At 64.7% G+C, this 16,753-nt stretch carries 11 protein-coding genes; 8 read left to right on the plus strand and 3 right to left on the minus strand.

The features are described 5' to 3' along the window. Window positions 1-221 precede the first annotated feature (221 nt). The 4 genes from EB233_RS31480 (at window position 222) to EB233_RS31495 (ending at window position 7,666) form a co-directional block, all read left to right on the plus strand. Window positions 222-4,310: a peptidoglycan-binding protein gene (locus EB233_RS31480; RefSeq protein ID WP_064990585.1), complete on the plus strand. Its 4,089-nt coding sequence runs from the start codon at window positions 222-224 to the stop codon at window positions 4,308-4,310. 191 nt (window positions 4,311-4,501) lie between these two features. Further along, complete coding sequence (locus EB233_RS31485; protein ID WP_064990584.1) at window positions 4,502-5,425, plus strand: sulfite exporter TauE/SafE family protein; 924 nt, start codon at window positions 4,502-4,504, stop codon at window positions 5,423-5,425. Beyond that, window positions 5,425-6,216: a TIGR02186 family protein gene (locus tag EB233_RS31490; protein WP_027054479.1), complete on the plus strand. Its 792-nt coding sequence runs from the start codon at window positions 5,425-5,427 to the stop codon at window positions 6,214-6,216. The genes EB233_RS31485 and EB233_RS31490 overlap by 1 nt, the downstream gene beginning before the upstream one ends. A gap of 193 nt (window positions 6,217-6,409) precedes the next feature. Then, window positions 6,410-7,666, plus strand: coding sequence for an Hsp70 family protein (locus EB233_RS31495; RefSeq protein WP_064990745.1), 1,257 nt, complete (start codon window positions 6,410-6,412; stop codon window positions 7,664-7,666). On the opposite strand, the gene EB233_RS31500 is transcribed toward EB233_RS31495, so the two are convergent. After that, entirely contained in the window at window positions 7,667-8,569 is a 903-nt protein-coding gene (locus tag EB233_RS31500) for a LysR family transcriptional regulator (protein WP_064990583.1), read from the minus strand. Here EB233_RS31500 and EB233_RS31505 point away from each other — a divergent pair. The 4 genes from EB233_RS31505 to EB233_RS31520 are packed head-to-tail and all read left to right on the plus strand — an operon-like array spanning window position 8,519 to window position 13,438. Then, on the plus strand, window positions 8,519-8,842 hold the full coding sequence (locus tag EB233_RS31505; protein WP_081294169.1) for a hypothetical protein: 324 nt from the start codon (window positions 8,519-8,521) through the stop codon (window positions 8,840-8,842). The two genes, EB233_RS31500 and EB233_RS31505, sit on opposite strands and share 51 nt — an antisense overlap. Continuing rightward, entirely contained in the window at window positions 8,839-11,769 is a 2,931-nt protein-coding gene (locus EB233_RS31510) for a molybdopterin oxidoreductase family protein (protein ID WP_064990582.1), read from the plus strand. Before EB233_RS31505 ends, EB233_RS31510 begins: the two co-directional genes overlap by 4 nt. After that, complete coding sequence (locus EB233_RS31515; RefSeq protein WP_064990581.1) at window positions 11,766-12,500, plus strand: 4Fe-4S dicluster domain-containing protein; 735 nt, start codon at window positions 11,766-11,768, stop codon at window positions 12,498-12,500. Before EB233_RS31510 ends, EB233_RS31515 begins: the two co-directional genes overlap by 4 nt. 2 nt (window positions 12,501-12,502) lie before the next feature. Beyond that, the gene (locus tag EB233_RS31520) at window positions 12,503-13,438 is read left to right on the plus strand and encodes a dimethyl sulfoxide reductase anchor subunit family protein (protein ID WP_064990580.1); all 936 of its coding nucleotides are present in this window, start codon (window positions 12,503-12,505) and stop codon (window positions 13,436-13,438) included. A 2-nt stretch (window positions 13,439-13,440) separates the two neighbouring features. Here the strand turns inward: EB233_RS31520 and pdeM are convergent, their stop codons facing one another. Beyond that, a complete protein-coding gene (gene pdeM / locus EB233_RS31525; protein ID WP_064990579.1) occupies window positions 13,441-14,157 on the minus strand; it encodes a ligase-associated DNA damage response endonuclease PdeM in 717 nt (238 codons plus the stop codon). Further along, window positions 14,154-16,688, minus strand: coding sequence for a ligase-associated DNA damage response DEXH box helicase (locus EB233_RS31530; RefSeq protein ID WP_064990744.1), 2,535 nt, complete (start codon window positions 16,686-16,688; stop codon window positions 14,154-14,156). The genes pdeM and EB233_RS31530 overlap by 4 nt, the downstream gene beginning before the upstream one ends. Between the last annotated feature and the right edge of the window lie 65 nt (window positions 16,689-16,753).

The following is a 16,753-nucleotide window of genomic DNA, read 5'->3' on the forward strand; positions in this document are numbered from 1 at the left end:
CAACTTCTTAAGCTTGGTTAACGCGTTGTTTACCACGTTGGGGGAAATGTGGGCGCGTCGGCTACCCGTGTTTATCCTGTATCGAATTTTTCACGGTTTTTCGGAGCGCGGGTGAAACCCCGGGAAGCTTGTCTTCCACCGTCGCAGCGCGGTCGCCTTCGTTCCGGCGGGGACTTGGGGAGCTGGTCGCAAGCCGGCCAATCTGAAAGACGGACGCACCGATGAACAGCAAGCGGTCCTATCTCGATACACTCAACGCCGGCAGGCAGCGCAGGCCGCAGACCACGCTCGAGCAACTGAACCGCTCGCTGGAAACGCTGGAACAGCGGCTGGGACAGAGCCGCGAGGAAGTGACGGCACGTCCGGCTCCGCGCCAATACGGCGCCGACCCTCGCTATCCCGCCTCCGATCCGCGCTCTGCCGCCGCGGACCCGCGTTATCCGGCCGCCCAGCCAACCGCCCAGCAGCGCTGGTACGAGAATCCGCAGCCAGCAACGCAGCCGTTACCGCGGCCGCAGAGCCCGGCGCCGGCCCCCAGCTTCGACCAGAACTACCAGGCGATCGCCCGCGACATCGACCGCGTGCGCGGCCAGGAAGACAGCGTCGCCATGGTCGGCAAAATCGCCGGCGAGTTGCGCGGCATGCGCGAGGAACTGCGCCACCAGATGACGGCAGGCCTGCAGCGCGAATTCGATGCGCTGCGCAAAGACATAGACCGCGCCTTCCAGGCGAACGCCAAGCCCGGCGCGTCAGGCAAGGGCAGCGCCGAACTCGGCGTGGAATTCGAACGGCTTTCCGGTGCCATCAAGTCGCTGTCGGAGAAGAGTGACGACAGAAGCGTCAACCTGTTGCGGCTGGAACTCGAGCAGGTCAAGGCCGCGCTCGACACGCTGGCACGCGAGGAGAGCGTGCAGAAAGTCGACCGCCGCTGGGACGAATTCGACCGTCGCTGGACCGCTTTCGAGGACCGCGTCGACGCCGACCAGCGCAAACGTTCCGACGATCCCGCCCTTGCGGCACTGACCGACCGGCTGGAGCAGATCAGCAACGCCGTCAACAATCTGCCCGAATCATTGTCGCTGCGCTCGCTCGAGGAGAAGGTGCGTACGCTCGCCGGCGCCGTCGAGCACTTTGCGGGTCAGCAGGACAATCGCAGCGGCGACACGCTTGCCATGATCGACGAGCGTCTGGACGAGATTTCCCGCGCCATCGTAGCCTCGACCGTCGCGGCACAGGCCAATTCGGTCGACCACGAGGCCATTGAACGCATCGAGAAGCGCATCGATTCGCTTGCCCGGCAGATCGAGGAAGTGGCGCAGGACCACCCCGGCAACGCGGTCATGGATCGCCTGAGCACGTTGTCGAACCGGGTCGACGAACTCGCCGGCCGCGCCAATCTGCCCGAACAGGCGATGGAACGGCTGGCCAAGCAGATCACCCTCATCGCCGACAAGATCGACCAGGCGCCGGCCATGCCCGACGCCGACTACATCTTCCATGGGCTCGAGCAGCGCTTCGACGTGCTGTCCGGGATGATGGAACGCCGCCAGGGCGACGCCATCGAACAGGGCAACATACTGTTCCGCGATCTCGAGCGCCGTCTCGACGAGGTTGCCGACCGGCTCGACCAGCGCATCGTGCCGCAGGTCGACAGCGCCGGCATCATGGAAGCCATCGACGCCCGCTTCACCGCACTCGCCACGCGCATGGAGACGCGTGCTCCCGATCCTGCCGGCGAAGCGGCGATCCGTGGACTGGAAAGCCGGCTCGAGGACATCTCCAGCCGGCTCGACGCATCGGCGGCCCAGGTGGCGGGCATCGATCCGGCGCTGATCCGCAGCCTGGAGGCACAGGTCGCCGGCCTTTCAGCCCATCTGTCCAGGCCGAGCACGCCGCTGCCGGAATTCGAGGACATCAGCCCACGCCTCGACGAAATCGAGAAGGCGCTGGCCGGCACCCGCGATTCCATCCTTGGCGCGGCACGCGAGGCGGCCGAGAGCGCGGTGCGCTCGCTGGGCAGTTCGAACGCCAACACGACGGCCGTTTCCGGCCTCGCCCAGGACCTGAAGACGCTGGAAGCGCTGACGCGGCGTTCCGACGAGCGCAATTCGCGAACCTTCGAGGCCATCCACGACACGCTGCTCAAGATCGTCGACAGGCTGGGCTCGCTGGAAACCAGCGAACCGTCGGAGGCGGTCAGCGAGCTTCTGGAGACGCGCCAGGAAGAGGCCGCCGGCAAGCGCCGCGCGCGCACCGCCAAGATGGCTGTCGAGGCGCCGTCCCTGGATATCGACGAGCCGATGCCGCTGACCGGCGACATGGCGGATCTCGACGGCCGCGCCGCCGCCATTTTGGGCGGCGAGCCGGGCCTACGTGGCGATTTCGGTACGCGTAGCGACCTGGGCACGCGCAGCGAGCCACGCGGTGACTTAAGCACTCGCTCGCCGGCTGAAGCCGCCGCCGCCGCCGCCATGGCCGCGCTCGGGTCCGACACCATTGCCGAGAAGGAACAACCGGCGGGCCGTAAATCGTTGTTCGGCGGGCTGGCCCGCGCCTTCAAGGGCAAGAAGTCGGCGGAACTTCCGCCACTGGCCGGCTCGGCGCCGAGCGACGACATCCCAAGTGTCGATCTCGACGAGCCGCTCGACCCGAAAGTGGCCAACCGGCCGCTGGAGCCCGGCTCCGGCGCACCCGACCTCAATGCCATCATGAAGCGGGTGCGCGATGAGCGCGGGCAGCCGGCAAAGCTCAGCGAAAGCGACGCCGCGAAATCGGATTTCATCGCAGCCGCGCGGCGCGCGGCGCAGGCCGCCGCCGCGGAGGCCGACGCCTTGAAGCGCCAGTCGACGGTCAAAGGCCCGGTGAAGGCGCTGAGGATCGGCGACCTGCTCAAGGCGCGGCGCAAGCCGATCCTGATGGCGGCGGCAGCGATCATGCTGGCGCTTGCCGGACTGCAGCTCGGCAAGGCGTTTCTCTCGGATCCCGCCCAAATGGCAAGCAACGACGCGGCGCCGATCGCCGTCGCGCAACCGGTGCAAACGGCATCCGTCGACACAGCGAGCCAGCCGAAGGCGGAAGCCCAGCCGGCCGCCACGGACAGCGCGCCGGCCCGCTCCGTCAGGCAGGCCGAATCCTCAGCGCCGGCAAGCAAGGACGACATGGTGGCGCAGACCGCCCTGGCGATGCCGTCGGACACGGACGCAATGGCGAATACAGCGCCGGTTGCAGAGCCCGCCGCGGCCCCTGCCGCTTCGGCCAACTCTTCTGGCCCGAGCGCGGCATCCAACGCAATGGCTTCGGCCACTGCGGCGCCAGCCGCGCCCATTGCCACGACCCCGATGGATGCGACGGCTTCCGAGCCGGCCGCGCCGACGGCAGCCAGCGAGGCCATCACGAAGGAGACCACCGGCGCCGTAGCGCCGACGGATGCCCCGGCGGCGGCGGCGACGGCCAAGTTCGACATTCCGGCGGATGCAGGCCCCGCCGCTCTGCGTGAAGCCGCCGCCGGCGGCGACGCCAAGGCACTGTTCGAGGTCGGCTCGCGCTACGCCGAGTCGCGCGGCGTCAAGGAAGACATGGCGGCAGCGGCCAAGTGGTACGAGAAATCGGCGGAACTCGGCTTCGCACCCGCCGAATACCGCATCGGCAATTTCTATGAAAAGGGCATCGGCGTGGCCCGCGACATCAAGAAATCAAAGACCTGGTACCAACTCGCCGCCGAGCAGGGCAATGCCAGCGCCATGCACAATCTGGCCGTGCTGTTCGCCATGGCCGCGGACGGCGTGACCGACAATGAATCGGCCGCGCATTGGTTCCAGGCGGCCGCCGACCTCGGCGTCAAGGACAGCCAGTTCAATCTGGGCATCCTCGCCGCCAAGGGCGTCGGCATGAAGCAGAACCTCGAGGAATCCTACAAATGGTTCGCGCTCGTAGCCAAGTCCGGCGACAAGGACGCGGCCGCCAAGCGCGACGAGATCGCCAACGCCCTGCGGCCCGAGCAGCTCCAGCGGGCGCGTGCGGCCACCGAATTGTGGAAGGCCAAGCCACTCAATGCCGCGACCAATTCGGCCGACATTCCCGAATCCTGGCAGGAGGGCACGCCACAGACGACCGCCGGCATCGACATGAAGAAGGCGGTCAAGAACATCCAGCTCATCCTCAACAAGAACGGCTACGATGCCGGCGGCGCCGACGGCGTCATGGGCGACAAGACCAAGAACGCGATTATCGCTTTCCAGACAGACAACAAGCTGCCGGCGACCGGCGCCGTCGATGAAAAACTGGTCCAGGCGCTGCTGGCGCGCAAATAACAGGGAAGCGTCGTTTCCACGACGCTCCCGCCACACATTTGCCTGTTAACTGATTGAGATATTTTTTGTTTCGGCGCGGCGACGGGGTTTGCCCCCGCCGCCGCGTCGGCGCAAGGAAAAATTGGCTTTTCGGTGCGAGACTGCCAACAACGGCTGTATTCGCCGACGGGCAAACTGATCGAGACTGACGGGTGGGCATCTATCTCCCGATTGCGGAAATTTCCGTCAACGTCTTCGTGCTGCTGGCCATGGGTGCGGCGGTGGGCTTCCTGTCGGGCATGTTCGGCGTCGGTGGCGGGTTCCTCATCACGCCGCTGCTGATCTTCTACAACATTCCTCCGGCGATCGCGGTCGCCACCGGCGCCAACCAGGTCATCGCTTCGTCGTTCTCCGGCGCGCTGTCGCACATGAAGCGAGGAACGCTCGACTTCAAGCTCGGCGGGGTGCTGCTGGCCGGCGGCATCGTCGGCTCCACCGGTGGTATCTTTGTCTTCGGCTTCCTGCGCCAGCTCGGCCAACTCGACCTGTTCATCTCGCTCTCATACGTCGTGCTGCTCGGCACCGTCGGTACGATCATGCTGATCGAGAGCGTCAGTGTGCTGCGTGCCACGCGAAGCGGCGCCGCACCGGTGCTGAAGAAATCCGGCCAGCACAACTGGATCCATCGTCTGCCGCTCAAGATGCGATTCAGGGCGTCGAAGTTGTTCGTCAGTGTCATACCGGTGCTTGGCCTTGGTGCTAGCATCGGCTTTCTGTCGTCAGTCACCGGCGTCGGTGGCGGCTTCATCATGGTGCCGGCGCTGATCTATCTGCTGAAAGTGCCGACGAACGTCGTTATCGGCACGTCGCTGTTCCAGATCATCTTCACCTCCGCCTTCACGACGCTGATCCATGCCAGCACCAACCAGACCGTCGACGTGATGCTGGCCTTCATCTTGATGGCGGGTGGCGTGGCCGGGGCGCAATATGGTGCCAAGGCAGGCCAGCGGCTGCGCGGAGAGCAACTCAGGGCGCTGCTGGCCTTGCTGGTGCTGGCTGTGGCGATCCGGCTCGCCATCGATCTTTTCGTCACCCCACCCAATCTTTATTCGCTGTCCGGCGCGGGCCTCAACTGATGGCGGGCCCGAAAGCGTTCGCAGCCGCGATTGCCCTGTCACTGCTTGCCGCCGCCGCCCCGGCGAAGGCACAGTCGCCGCTGCCGGAAGGCATCCAGATCGGGCTCTCCACCGACAACGTCTCGATCACCGCCGGCTTTTCCGGCGCCGACCTGACCATCTTCGGCTCGCTGGAAAACCCCGACCCGCTGGTCGCCCGCCAGAACCGCTACGATGTCATCGTCGTGCTCGAAGGCCCGCCGCGACCGGTGGTCGTGCGCCGCAAGGACCGGGTGCTTGGCGTCTGGGTCAACCTGGATTCCGAAGCCTTCGAGAATGTGCCGATGTCCTATTCGGTGGCGACGACGCGGCCGCTGCAGGACATCACCGAACCCAACAGCTACAAACAGCTGTCGCTCGGTGCCTCAAACCTGTACATGCAGCCGGCCGATCCCGGCGACAGCCCGGCGACGATCGAGGAATTCACCGCTGCGTTGCGCGAACGCAAGACGGCCACCGGCCTCTACAGCGAGAATGTCGGCGGTGTGCAATTCCTGTCGCAAAATCTGTTCCGCGCTACCGTCAGGCTGGCGCCGAACGTGCCTGTCGGCACCCACAAGGCCCGCGCCTTTCTGTTCAAGAGCGGCCTGTTCATCAAGGAGAGCTCGGCTCAGCTCGAAATCCGCAAGTCCGGCTTCGAACAGTCGATCTTCCGTGTCGCCCACGACTACTCCTTCCTCTATGGCGTCTTCGCCATATCCCTGGCCATGCTGACGGGCTGGCTCGGCAGGCTGATCTTCCGCAAGGATTGAGGCGTCCAAAAGGGGTTTCCCTTTTCCGCGTCATGCTATAGACCGCACCTCCCCGCCCAACGGGCAAGCACGCACATTTCAATCCGGCAGAGTGGTCAATTCGCCAGAGCGGTCCGGTCGCCCGAAACCGCAGCGCACGCGTCGCCCGCGAGCGCCGATCCGCTGCCTGCCGCCAATGACACAGGAGGCTGCGTTGCGACCAGCATTCGCCGGTATCGATTTCGGCACTTCGAACTCCACTGTCGGCGTGGTCCGCAATGGACAACCTCGCCTCGTCACGCTCGAGGACGGCCAGGTCACGCTGCCAAGCGCGGTGTTCTTCAACTTCGAGGACGGCCGCATCTGTTTTGGCCGCCAGGCCATCGCCAACTACACCGACAGCGTGGAAGGCCGGCTGATGCGTTCGCTGAAGAGCGTGCTCGGCAGCTCGCTGGCACATGAAAAGACGCGCATCAAGGCGCGCTCGATCGGCTTCATGGAGATCATCGGCCTGTTCCTCGGTCATCTCAGGAAAAAGCTGGAGGAGGATGGCGGTGATCTGGTCGAGACCGTGGTGCTCGGCCGGCCGGTGCAATTCGTCGATGACGATGCGCAAGCCGACGCGAATGCCCAGAGCGACCTGGAAAAGGCCGCGCACGCCCAGGGCTTCAAGCACATCGCCTTCCAGTTCGAGCCTATCGCGGCCGCACTCGACTACGAGCAGAGGGTGACGCGCGAGGAACTGGCGCTGATCATCGACATGGGCGGCGGCACGTCCGACTTTTCGGTCGTGCGCGTCTCGCCGGAGCGGGCCCGATCCGCCGACCGCAAGGACGATATCCTGGCCAGCCGGGGCGTGCATATCGGCGGCACGGATTTCGACCGGCTGCTCAGCATCGCCCATGTCATGCCGCAGCTCGGTTACCTAACCCCGACCAAGGACGGCAAGCGCAACCTGCCGGCCAGCTATTTCGTCGATCTCGCGACGTGGCAGCGCATCAACCTGGTCTATACCGCCAAGGCGATGACGCATCTGCGCCAGATCCGCTACGAAGCCGCCCGCGCCGACCTGGTCGACCGCTTCATCCACATCGTCGAGCATCGTTACGGGCACGCACTGGCGGCGTTGGTCGAAAAGGCCAAGATAGAGCTGACCGAGCGATCGTCGGCCGAAGTCGCGGTGAAGTTGTCCGACGTGGCGTTCGCCGCCGGGATCACGCGTGACGGGCTGGACGCCACCATCGCCCGGGACATCGAGCGGGTCACCGCAACGGTGGCTGAGACCATCCGCGACGCTAACGTCAAGCCGTCTGACATCACGGCGGTGTTCCTGACCGGCGGCTCGACCGCGATCCCGCTGGCGAGACGGGAAATCCTGTCGCTGGTGCCGCAGGCTTCCGTCATCGACGGTGACATGTTCGGCTCGGTCGGGCTTGGCCTGGCGCTGGATGCCCAGCGCAAGTTCGGCTGATCACGCCGAACCGTTTCCAGTCGTTTCGGCGCCGAGATGCGCCTTGAGCGCCATCTGGGCCAGGCTGGCCTGGCGGTCGCGATGGGTGATCATGGCGAAGTCGCGTTGCGGCAGCTCGATCGGCACCGCTCTCAAACTGCCTTCGGCGACGGCACGGCCGACGACGAGTTCCGAAATGATGGTGGCGCCGGCACCTGCCTCGACCGCCTGGCGAACCGCCTCGTTGCTGGGCAGCACCAGGAATACCTGCAAATCGGCAAGCGAAATCCCCTCGCGACGCGCCAGATCCTCCAGCACTTCTCGCGTACCCGAACCGCCCTCGCGGATGATCCAGCGCAGGCCCCTGATGTCGGGGCGGCCCGGCGCAATTTCGGCGATCTCGGGATGCGATGCGGCGACCACCAGCATCAATCGATCGGTGTCGACCTTGGCGCGGCGCAATATGTCGGATTCGGTACGCCCCTCGACTAGGCCGAGATCGGCGGTTCCATCCAGCACGCTAGCCTCTACCTGCCTCGTGTTGCCGATGCTGACGCTCAGCCTTACCGCGGGATAGGCCTCATGGAAGGAGGCCAGCCGGCGCGGCAGCCAGTAGCTGGCGATGGTCAGGCTGGCGGCGATGGAGAGGCTGCCGGCGACCGTCTGTGAGACATGTTCCAGCACATTGCGGGCAGCGGCAGCCCGCTCCAGCACGGCCTTGGCCTCCGGCAGGAACCGATGACCGGTCTGGGCGAGCTCAATGTTACGGCCGACGCGGTTGAACAGATGGACGCCGTGCTGCTCCTCGAGCGCGCGGATGGCGGCCGATGCCGCGGATTGGGAGATGCCCAAAAGCTCCGCCGCCTTGGTCATATGGCCGCGCTCGGCGACAGCGACGAAAATGCGCAACTGATCCAGGGTCATATCGGCATTAAGAACCAATATCGATCGAATTTACAAGAACAACTGATTAGACGGATCGATATCATTATTCTACTTTTTGAGCCGAAGTTAGAAAAAACTGGCCATCAGGTCGCGACGAATAAAATGATCGGGCGGTTCAGATCCCTTTTTGCGCATTGGGCCCGTGGCATAAGGCGGCGGCTCGCCGGCGATCGTTATCACCCGGAAGAGCATTACATGCGCGGCCCGGGGCCGAAAACGCGGGCCAAGTCCGGGGGTACCGCCGGCTCATGAGGCACCGACCGCCGCGCGGCGCGAATTCGGCACCATCGCAACGTCCGCTAGTCGACACGCGCGCGCCCGACGAAGGCGACGGCGTCGACACCTCGCCTGGCATTTCCGACAGCATCGCCAAGACCACCTGCTACATGTGTGCCTGCCGCTGCGGCATCGACGTCCACATCAAGGACGGCAAGGTCCGCTACATCAACGGCAACAAGGATCATCCGGTCAATCGCGGCGTGATCTGCGGCAAGGGCAGCTCCGGCATCATGCAGCACTACAGCCCGGCGCGGCTGAAGAAACCCCTGCTGCGCAGCGGCCCTCGCGGTTCGGGTGAATTCCACGAGATCGAGTGGGAGGAGGCTCTTTCGATCGCGACAGAGCGGCTCTCGGCGGTTCGTCGCACCGATCCCAAGAAGCTCGCCTTCTTCACTGGCCGCGACCAGTCGCAATCCTTGACCGGCTGGTGGGCGAGCCAGTTCGGCACGCCCAACTTCGCCGCCCATGGCGGCTTCTGTTCGGTCAACATGGCGGCCGGCGGGCTCTACTCGATCGGCGGCTCGTTCTGGGAGTTCGGCGAACCCGACTGGGACAACACCAGATATTTCATGCTGTTCGGCGTCGCCGAGGACCATGATTCCAATCCGATCAAGATCGGCCTTAGCAAGCTCAAGGCGCGCGGCGCCAAGGTGGTGTCGATCAATCCGTGCCGCACCGGCTACAATGCGATTGCCGACGACTGGATCGGCATCCGGCCCGGCACCGACGGCCTGTTCGTCTTCGCGCTCATCCACGAATTGCTGAAGGCCGGCCGCGTCGATCTCGATTATTTGCTCCGCTACACCAACGCCCATGCCCTCGTCGTGCAGGAGCCGGGGGCCGCCGACGATGGGCTGTTCGTCCGCGATGGCGACGGCAATCCGCTGGCCTGGGACAGGGTGGCGAAGAGCGCCGTCAAGGGCGCCGATCCAGAGGCGAAGCCGGCGCTGACCGGCAGCTTCGAAGTCGGCGGCCACCGCTGTACGCCGGTGTTCCAGCTGATCGCCGACCGCTACCTCGATGACAGTTACGCACCCGATGCCGTGGCCGAGCGCTGTGGCATATCAGCCGATACGATCCGCCGGATCGCCGCCGAACTCGCCCATGTCGCCTTCGAACAGACGATCGAACTGCCGGTGGCGTGGACCGACTGGGCCGGACGCCGGCACGACACGATCAAGGGGCGGCCGGTGTCGATGCACGCCATGCGCGGTATTTCAGCCCATTCGAACGGTTTTCATACCTGCCGCGCCATCCACCTGCTGCAAGTGCTTCTGGGCACAGTGGATGTTCCCGGCGGTTTCCGCTTCAAGCCGCCCTACCCCCGGTCGGCGCCGCCGGGTCCGAAGCCATCAGGCAAGACTGTCAAACCGATGACGCCGCTCGACGGCATGCCGCTCGGCTTTGTCTGCGGGCCGGACGATCTGCTGGTCGATGAAGACGGTACGCCGCTCCGCATCGACAAGGCGTATTCCTGGGAGGCGCCGTTGGCCGCGCACGGCCTGATGCACACCGTCATCCGCAATGCCTGGGCCGGCGATCCGTACCCGATCGACACGCTGATGATGTACATGTCGAACATGGCGTGGAATTCCTCGATGAACACCGTCGAGACCATTGCCATGCTGACCGACCATGATGACGAGGGCCGCTACAAGATCCCCTTCATCATCTATTCCGACGCCTATTATTCAGAGACCGTGCCGTTTGCGGATCTGGTTTTGCCCGACACCACTTATCTCGAACGGCACGATTGCATCAGCCTGCTCGACCGACCGATCAGCCATGCCGACGGGCCGGGTGACGCCATCCGCCATCCCGTCGTCGAGCCGGACCGCGACGTCAGGCCGTTCCAGTCGGTGCTGATCGAGCTGGGTGCGCGGCTTGGCCTGCCCGGCTTCGTCAGGGACGATGGATCGACCAGATATGCCGACTATGCCGACTACATCGTCAATCATGAGCGTACGCCGGGCATCGGCCCCCTGGCGGGCTGGCGCGGCAAGGACGGCACTGCGATCGGCAAGGGCGAGGCCAATCCGGATCAGTTGCAGCGCTACATCGACAATGGCGGCTTCTGGCATCACGACTTCACTGAGGACCAGCGCTACTACAAGATGGCCAATCGCTCCTATCTCGATTTCGCGGTGCAGATGGGTTTTATCCCGAAGCCCGAGCCGATCGTCTTCCAGCTCTACTCCGAGCCGTTGCAACGCTTCCGGCTTGCCGCGCGCGGCCATGGCAGCGTGCTGCCGCCCAAGGGCGAGCGCCAGCGCATCGAGACCTACATGGACCCGCTGCCGTTCTGGTACATGCCCTTCGAGGAGGCCGTGGTCGACCTGCAAAAATACCCGCTGCACGCGCTGACGCAGCGGCCGATGCACATGTATCATTCCTGGGGCTCGCAAAATGCCTGGCTGCGGCAGATCACCAGCCAGAACCGGCTGTTCGTGCATCACCGGACCGGCGCCGGTCTCGGCCTTGCCGACGACGACTGGGTGTGGATCGAAAGCATCAATGGCCGGGTGAAGGGGCAGATCAAGCTGGTCGACGGGGTGAACGAAAGCACGGTCTGGACCTGGAATGCGATCGGCAAAAGGCGCGGCAGCTGGGGGCTGAAGGACGATGCCGCCGAGAGCAATCGCGGCTTCCTGCTCAACCACATCATCGGCGACCAGACCTCGGCAGATGCGCAGGGCAAACGCTATTCGAACTCCGATCCGGTCACCGGCCAGGCGGCGTGGTTCGACCTGCGCGTGCGCATCGTCAAATGCGCTGGTGAGGAGGCCGGCTTCACCGAGCCGCAGTTCGAGCGTTTCAGCCAACCGCCACATTTCGAGCCTTCACCCGACAGACTGAGCTTCGGCGCCGAATTCCGCCGGGCAAGAGAGGCCACCGAATGACCTGTCTTCCCGCCAACACCGACAAGAAGCTCGGTCTCGTCATCGACCTCGACACCTGCGTCGGTTGCCAGGCCTGCGTCACCGCCTGCAAGGAATGGAACACCGGCGGCCACATGGCTCCGCTGACCGACATCGACCCCTATGGCGGCCATGTCGACGGCGTCTGGTTCAACCGCGTGCACAGCTATGAGCACACGACCGAGATGGGTGGGCGCACGGTCAATTTCCCGCGCTCCTGCCTGCATTGCGAGACACCGGCCTGCGTTACCGTCTGCCCGACCGGCGCCTCCTACAAGCGGGCTTCGGACGGCATCGTGCTGATCGACGAGGACAAGTGCATCGGCTGCAAACTGTGCAGCTGGGCTTGCCCCTATGGCGCACGCGAATTCGATACCGATGTTGGCGTGATGAAGAAATGCACGCTGTGCGTCGACCGCATCTACAATGACAATCTGGCCGAAGAAGACCGCGTACCGGCCTGCGTCGCCGCTTGCCCGACCAGCGCCCGGCATTTCGGCGACCTCGGCGATCCCCATTCCGCCGTCTCGCAATTGGTGATGGAACGCGGCGGCGTCGACCTGATGCCGGAACTGGGCTACCAGCCGACGAACAAATACCTGCCGCCGCGCGCCCGCACCCAGCGCGCCGCATCGGTGCCGGCGAAGCCGCTGGAGCCGGTGCGGGCCGAGGGCGGTTTCCTCGGCTGGGTCGACCGCATGCTTTCGAACTAGCCATGCATCCTGCCTTCTCCGTCGTCTTCTTCACCACCGCCACCGGTGCCGGCTATGGCCTGCTCGCACTGCTTGGCGTGCTTGGAGGTTTCCAGGTCATTGCGCCCGATTTCTGGCTCGGCTTCGTCGGCCTGGGGCTGGCGCTCGGCCTGATCGCGGCCGGGCTGTTGTCCTCAACCGGTCATCTCGGCAGGCCCGAGCGCGCCTGGCAGGCGTTCTCGCAGTGGCGCAGCTCATGGCTGTCGCGCGAAGGTGTCGCCTCGGTCATCACCTTCACCCCGGCGGGACTGTTCGGCATCGGCTGGGTGCTCTTTGGCCGCACTGGCGGATGGGTGGCCATTGCCGGATTGCTCGCCGCCATCGGTGCGATCATCACCGTCTGCACCACCGGCATGATCTACGCATCGCTAAGGCCGATCGCCCAATGGCACAGCCGCTATACACTGCCCGGCTATCTCATCTTCTCCGCCATGACCGGGAGCGTTCTGTTGAACGCACTACTGCAAGCCTTCGGCGCCGCCTCGATGGCCGTGCTGGCGTTCTCACTGCTCGCCACTCTTGCCGGCTGGGGCTGGAAGCTGACGACCTGGCGGTACAATGACCGGCTCGATATCCCGACCACCGCCAACACCGCGACGGGGTTGGCCGGCGGCACCGTGCGGTCGCTGGAATGGCCGCATACCGAGGAGAACTATCTGCTCAAGGAAATGGGCTTTCGCATCGCGCGCAAGCACAGTGCACGCCTGCGCCAGATCACGCAATTGCTGGCCTTCGCCCTGCCCGTCCTGCTCCTCGCCGCCACCTTTGCCTTGCCCTGGCCGTTTGCGGCAATCTTTTCCGTGTTAGCCGCAATGGTCCAGTTCGCCGGCATGCTGGTCGAGCGCTGGCTCTTCTTCGCCGAGGCGAAGCATACGGTGACCTTGTACTACGGACGTTGAAGTCAGCCGGGCCGCAGCATCGAGCGGGAGATGGCGAAGATCCGGTCGGTGCCAAGCATATAGGCCATCAGGGATTCCAGGCGGAACAGGCCGGCATAGGCGCGATCGAGCACATTGAGCGAACCGGTATAGGCGCCGAAGGCCGGCATTATCATGCGTCCGCCATCGCCCGCGAAACAGCGCCGCCGCACAGAACGGCCGCGCTGGACGATACGCGCACAGGGATGGAGATGGCCTGCAATCTCGCCCTCGACGCGCGCTTTCGACGGCTCGTGCCGGAACAGCAGCGAGCCGATGGCGAGTTCCCGCACTGTTTCGCCGGGCAGATCGGCCGGTGCTTCCGGATCATGATTGCCGGCGACCCAGAACCAGTCACGACCTGCCATCAGCGCTTCCAGCCGCTCGCGAAAACTCGCATGCATGCGTTCGGCGCCCCCGTCATCATGGAAGCTATCGCCCAGGCTGATGACGATCGACGGCTGGTAGTCCGATATGACCGCCTGCAATCTGAGCAAGGTCGCACCGGTGTCGTAAGGCGGGATCAGCGTGCCGCGCCGTGCCAGCGACGAGCCCTTTTCCAAGTGGAGGTCGGAAACGGCCAGAAGCCTGAGCTCGGGAAAATAGAGCACGCCGCGCGGATCGCAGACCGCGCGCTCGCCGGCGATGCGGACCAAGTCGGCCTCGGCGATCAGCGATGTGCGCGCCAGTGAGAAATTCATTCCTCGACCATTTCCGGCCCCATGGCCTCTTCGACTAGCGTGGCCGCATCCATCAGCAGTGTTTCATCGGCTTCGCCGTTGACCGGCATCTTGCCGATCTCAAGCATGATCGGCACGGCAAGCGGCGAGATCTGCTCCAGATTCTTATGCATGATTCGACCCTGTATGCGCGAGAGCATGTCGGCAAGTCTGCTGACATCGAGCAGACCGGCCGCCGCGTCGGCACGTGTCGCCTGAAGCAGGATATGGTCGGGCTCATGGCTGCGTAGCACATCGTAAACGAGATCGGTCGACACGGTGACCTGGCGGCCACTTTTCTCCTGGCCGGGATGACGTTTCTCGATCAGCCCCGAAATCAGCGCGCAATTGCGGAAGGTACGCTTGAGAAGCCAGCTATCGGCCAGCCAGGCTTCGAGATCGTCGCCCAGCATGTCCTGGTCGAACAGCGCGCCGAGCGAGGGTTTTCGGGCTTTGAACATCGCGCCCATGTCGCCCAGCGACCATATGGCCAGCGCATAGTCGGTGGCGACAAAGCCAAGCGGCCTGGCGCCCGCCCGGTCCAGGCGGCGGGTCAAGAGCATGCCGAGCGTCTGGTGCGCCAGCCTGCCTTCGAAGGGATAGGCGACCAGATAATAGCGGTTGCCACGTGGAAAGGTCTCGATCAGCAGATCATCGCGCTTGGGCAGGATCGACTTGTCGGCCTGGAACCGCAGCCAGTCAGCCACCTGTTCCGGCAGCTCCCTCCAGCGTTGCGGGTCATCCAGCATGATGCGGACCTGTTCGGCGAGATAGGTCGAAAGCGGAAACTTGCCGCCGCCATAATAGGGCACCTTGGCGTCGCTGCCGGGCGCATTCGACACGAAGCACTCATTTTCGCGAATGCCTTCGAAGCGCAACACCTTGCCGGCAAACATGAAGGTGTCGCCATGCGTCAGCGTTTCGAGGAAGGCCTCCTCGATCTTGCCGAGGACCGCGCCGCCGCGCGCAGCCGATCCTTTGCTGCCAGCCTTGACGTAACGCACATTGAGCGCCGGCACTTCGATGATGGTGCCGACATTGAGCCTGTATTGCTGGGCAACGCGCGGATTGGAAACCCGCCAAAGGCCATCCTTGTTCCGGCGGATGCGGGCGTAGCGCTCGTAATTCTTCAGCGCATAGCCGCCGGTGGCGACGAAATCGATGACGCGGTCGAATGTCGGCCGGTCGAGGCTTGCATAGGGTGCCGCCGTTCGCACCTCCTCATAGAGATCATCGGCACGGAACGGTGCGCCGCAGGCGCAGCCGAGCACATGCTGCGCCAGCACATCGAGGCCGCCATCGACCAGCGGCGGCGTATCCTGTGCGCCGAGATAGTTGGCATCGAGCGCGGCCCGGCATTCCAGGACCTCGAACCGGTTGGCGGGGATCAAGATCGCCTTTGAAGGCTCGTCCATACGGTGGTTGGCGCGGCCGATGCGTTGCGCCAGCCGGCTCGCCCCCTTCGGTGCGCCGACATGCACCACCAGATCGACATCGCCCCAGTCGATGCCGAGATCGAGCGTAGAAGTGGCGACGATGGCGCGCAGCGCGTTGTCGCCCATCGCCTTCTCGACGCGCCGGCGCTGGGCGACGTCTAGCGAGCCGTGGTGTAGTGCGATCGGCAAGGTGTCCTCGTTGACCCGCCATAATTCCTGGAACAGCAGTTCCGCCTGGCTGCGGGTGTTGACGAACAGCAGGGTCGTCTTGTGACGCTTGATCTCGCGATAGATCTCGGGCGTGGCGTAGCGGGCCGAATGCCCCGCCCACGGCACACGCTCCTCGGAATCGAGGATGGAAATCTCGGGCTTCGCGCCGCCGGTGACGACAATAAGTTCCGACATATCACCCGGTGGATTCTGGCTGACCAGCCATCGCCGCAGTTCGTCCGGTTCGGCCACGGTCGCCGAAAGGCCAATCGTTTGAATGCCTGGGACGAAGCTGCGCAGCCGCGCCAGGCCAAGCGCCAAGAGATGGCCGCGTTTCGACGTCACCAGCGAATGCAATTCGTCGAGCACGACATAGCGCAGGTCCTCGAAGAACCGCCTGGCGTCGGAGGCGGCGATCAACAGTGCCAATTGCTCCGGCGTGGTGAGCAGGATGTCAGGCGGCACCAGCTTCTGCCGCTGGCGCTTGTGGGATGGCGTGTCGCCCGTGCGCGTCTCGATCGAGATCGGCAGTCCGATCTCCTCGACCGGCTTGCCGAGATTGCGCTCGATGTCGACGGCCAGCGCCTTGAGCGGCGAGATGTAGAGCGTGTGGATGCCGCGATGCGCCTGCCCCGGCTTTCGCCTTGGCCTGACGGCGAGTTCAGTCAGCGAGGGCAGGAAGCCGGCCAATGTCTTGCCGGCCCCGGTCGGCGCGATCAGGAGGACGGATTGCCCGCTCCGGGCCTTGGCCAACAATTCGATCTGATGGGCGCGCGGCGACCAGCCCTTTTCGCCGAACCATCTGACGAATGGCTCGGGCAGGGCCATGGTGGCATTCTGTTCGGCTAGGCGCGGCTCAACTGTCACGCGCCAGAGGTAGCGCGGCCAGGGGCAATCGCCAAGAAGAATCGGAACAAAACGGGATCGTGGAA

The sequence above is a fragment of the Mesorhizobium erdmanii genome (assembly GCF_013170725.1).
GTDB classification, from domain to species: Bacteria; Pseudomonadota; Alphaproteobacteria; order Rhizobiales; family Rhizobiaceae; genus Mesorhizobium; species Mesorhizobium erdmanii.

Bases quoted from the DNA above. Each gene is read 5' to 3' on its own strand.
- EB233_RS31480 (WP_064990585.1), top strand. From the start codon at position 222: ATGAACAGCAAGCGGTCCTATCTCGATACACTCAACGCCGGCAGGCAG.
- EB233_RS31490 (WP_027054479.1), top strand. From the start codon at position 5,425: ATGGCGGGCCCGAAAGCGTTCGCAGCCGCGATTGCCCTGTCACTGCTT.
- EB233_RS31505 (WP_081294169.1), top strand. From the start codon at position 8,519: ATGGCCGCGCTCGGCGACAGCGACGAAAATGCGCAACTGATCCAGGGT.
- EB233_RS31500 (WP_064990583.1), bottom strand. From the start codon at position 8,569: ATGACCCTGGATCAGTTGCGCATTTTCGTCGCTGTCGCCGAGCGCGGC.
- EB233_RS31510 (WP_064990582.1), top strand. From the start codon at position 8,839: ATGAGGCACCGACCGCCGCGCGGCGCGAATTCGGCACCATCGCAACGT.
- EB233_RS31515 (WP_064990581.1), top strand. From the start codon at position 11,766: ATGACCTGTCTTCCCGCCAACACCGACAAGAAGCTCGGTCTCGTCATC.
- EB233_RS31520 (WP_064990580.1), top strand. From the start codon at position 12,503: ATGCATCCTGCCTTCTCCGTCGTCTTCTTCACCACCGCCACCGGTGCC.
- pdeM (WP_064990579.1), bottom strand. From the start codon at position 14,157: ATGAATTTCTCACTGGCGCGCACATCGCTGATCGCCGAGGCCGACTTG.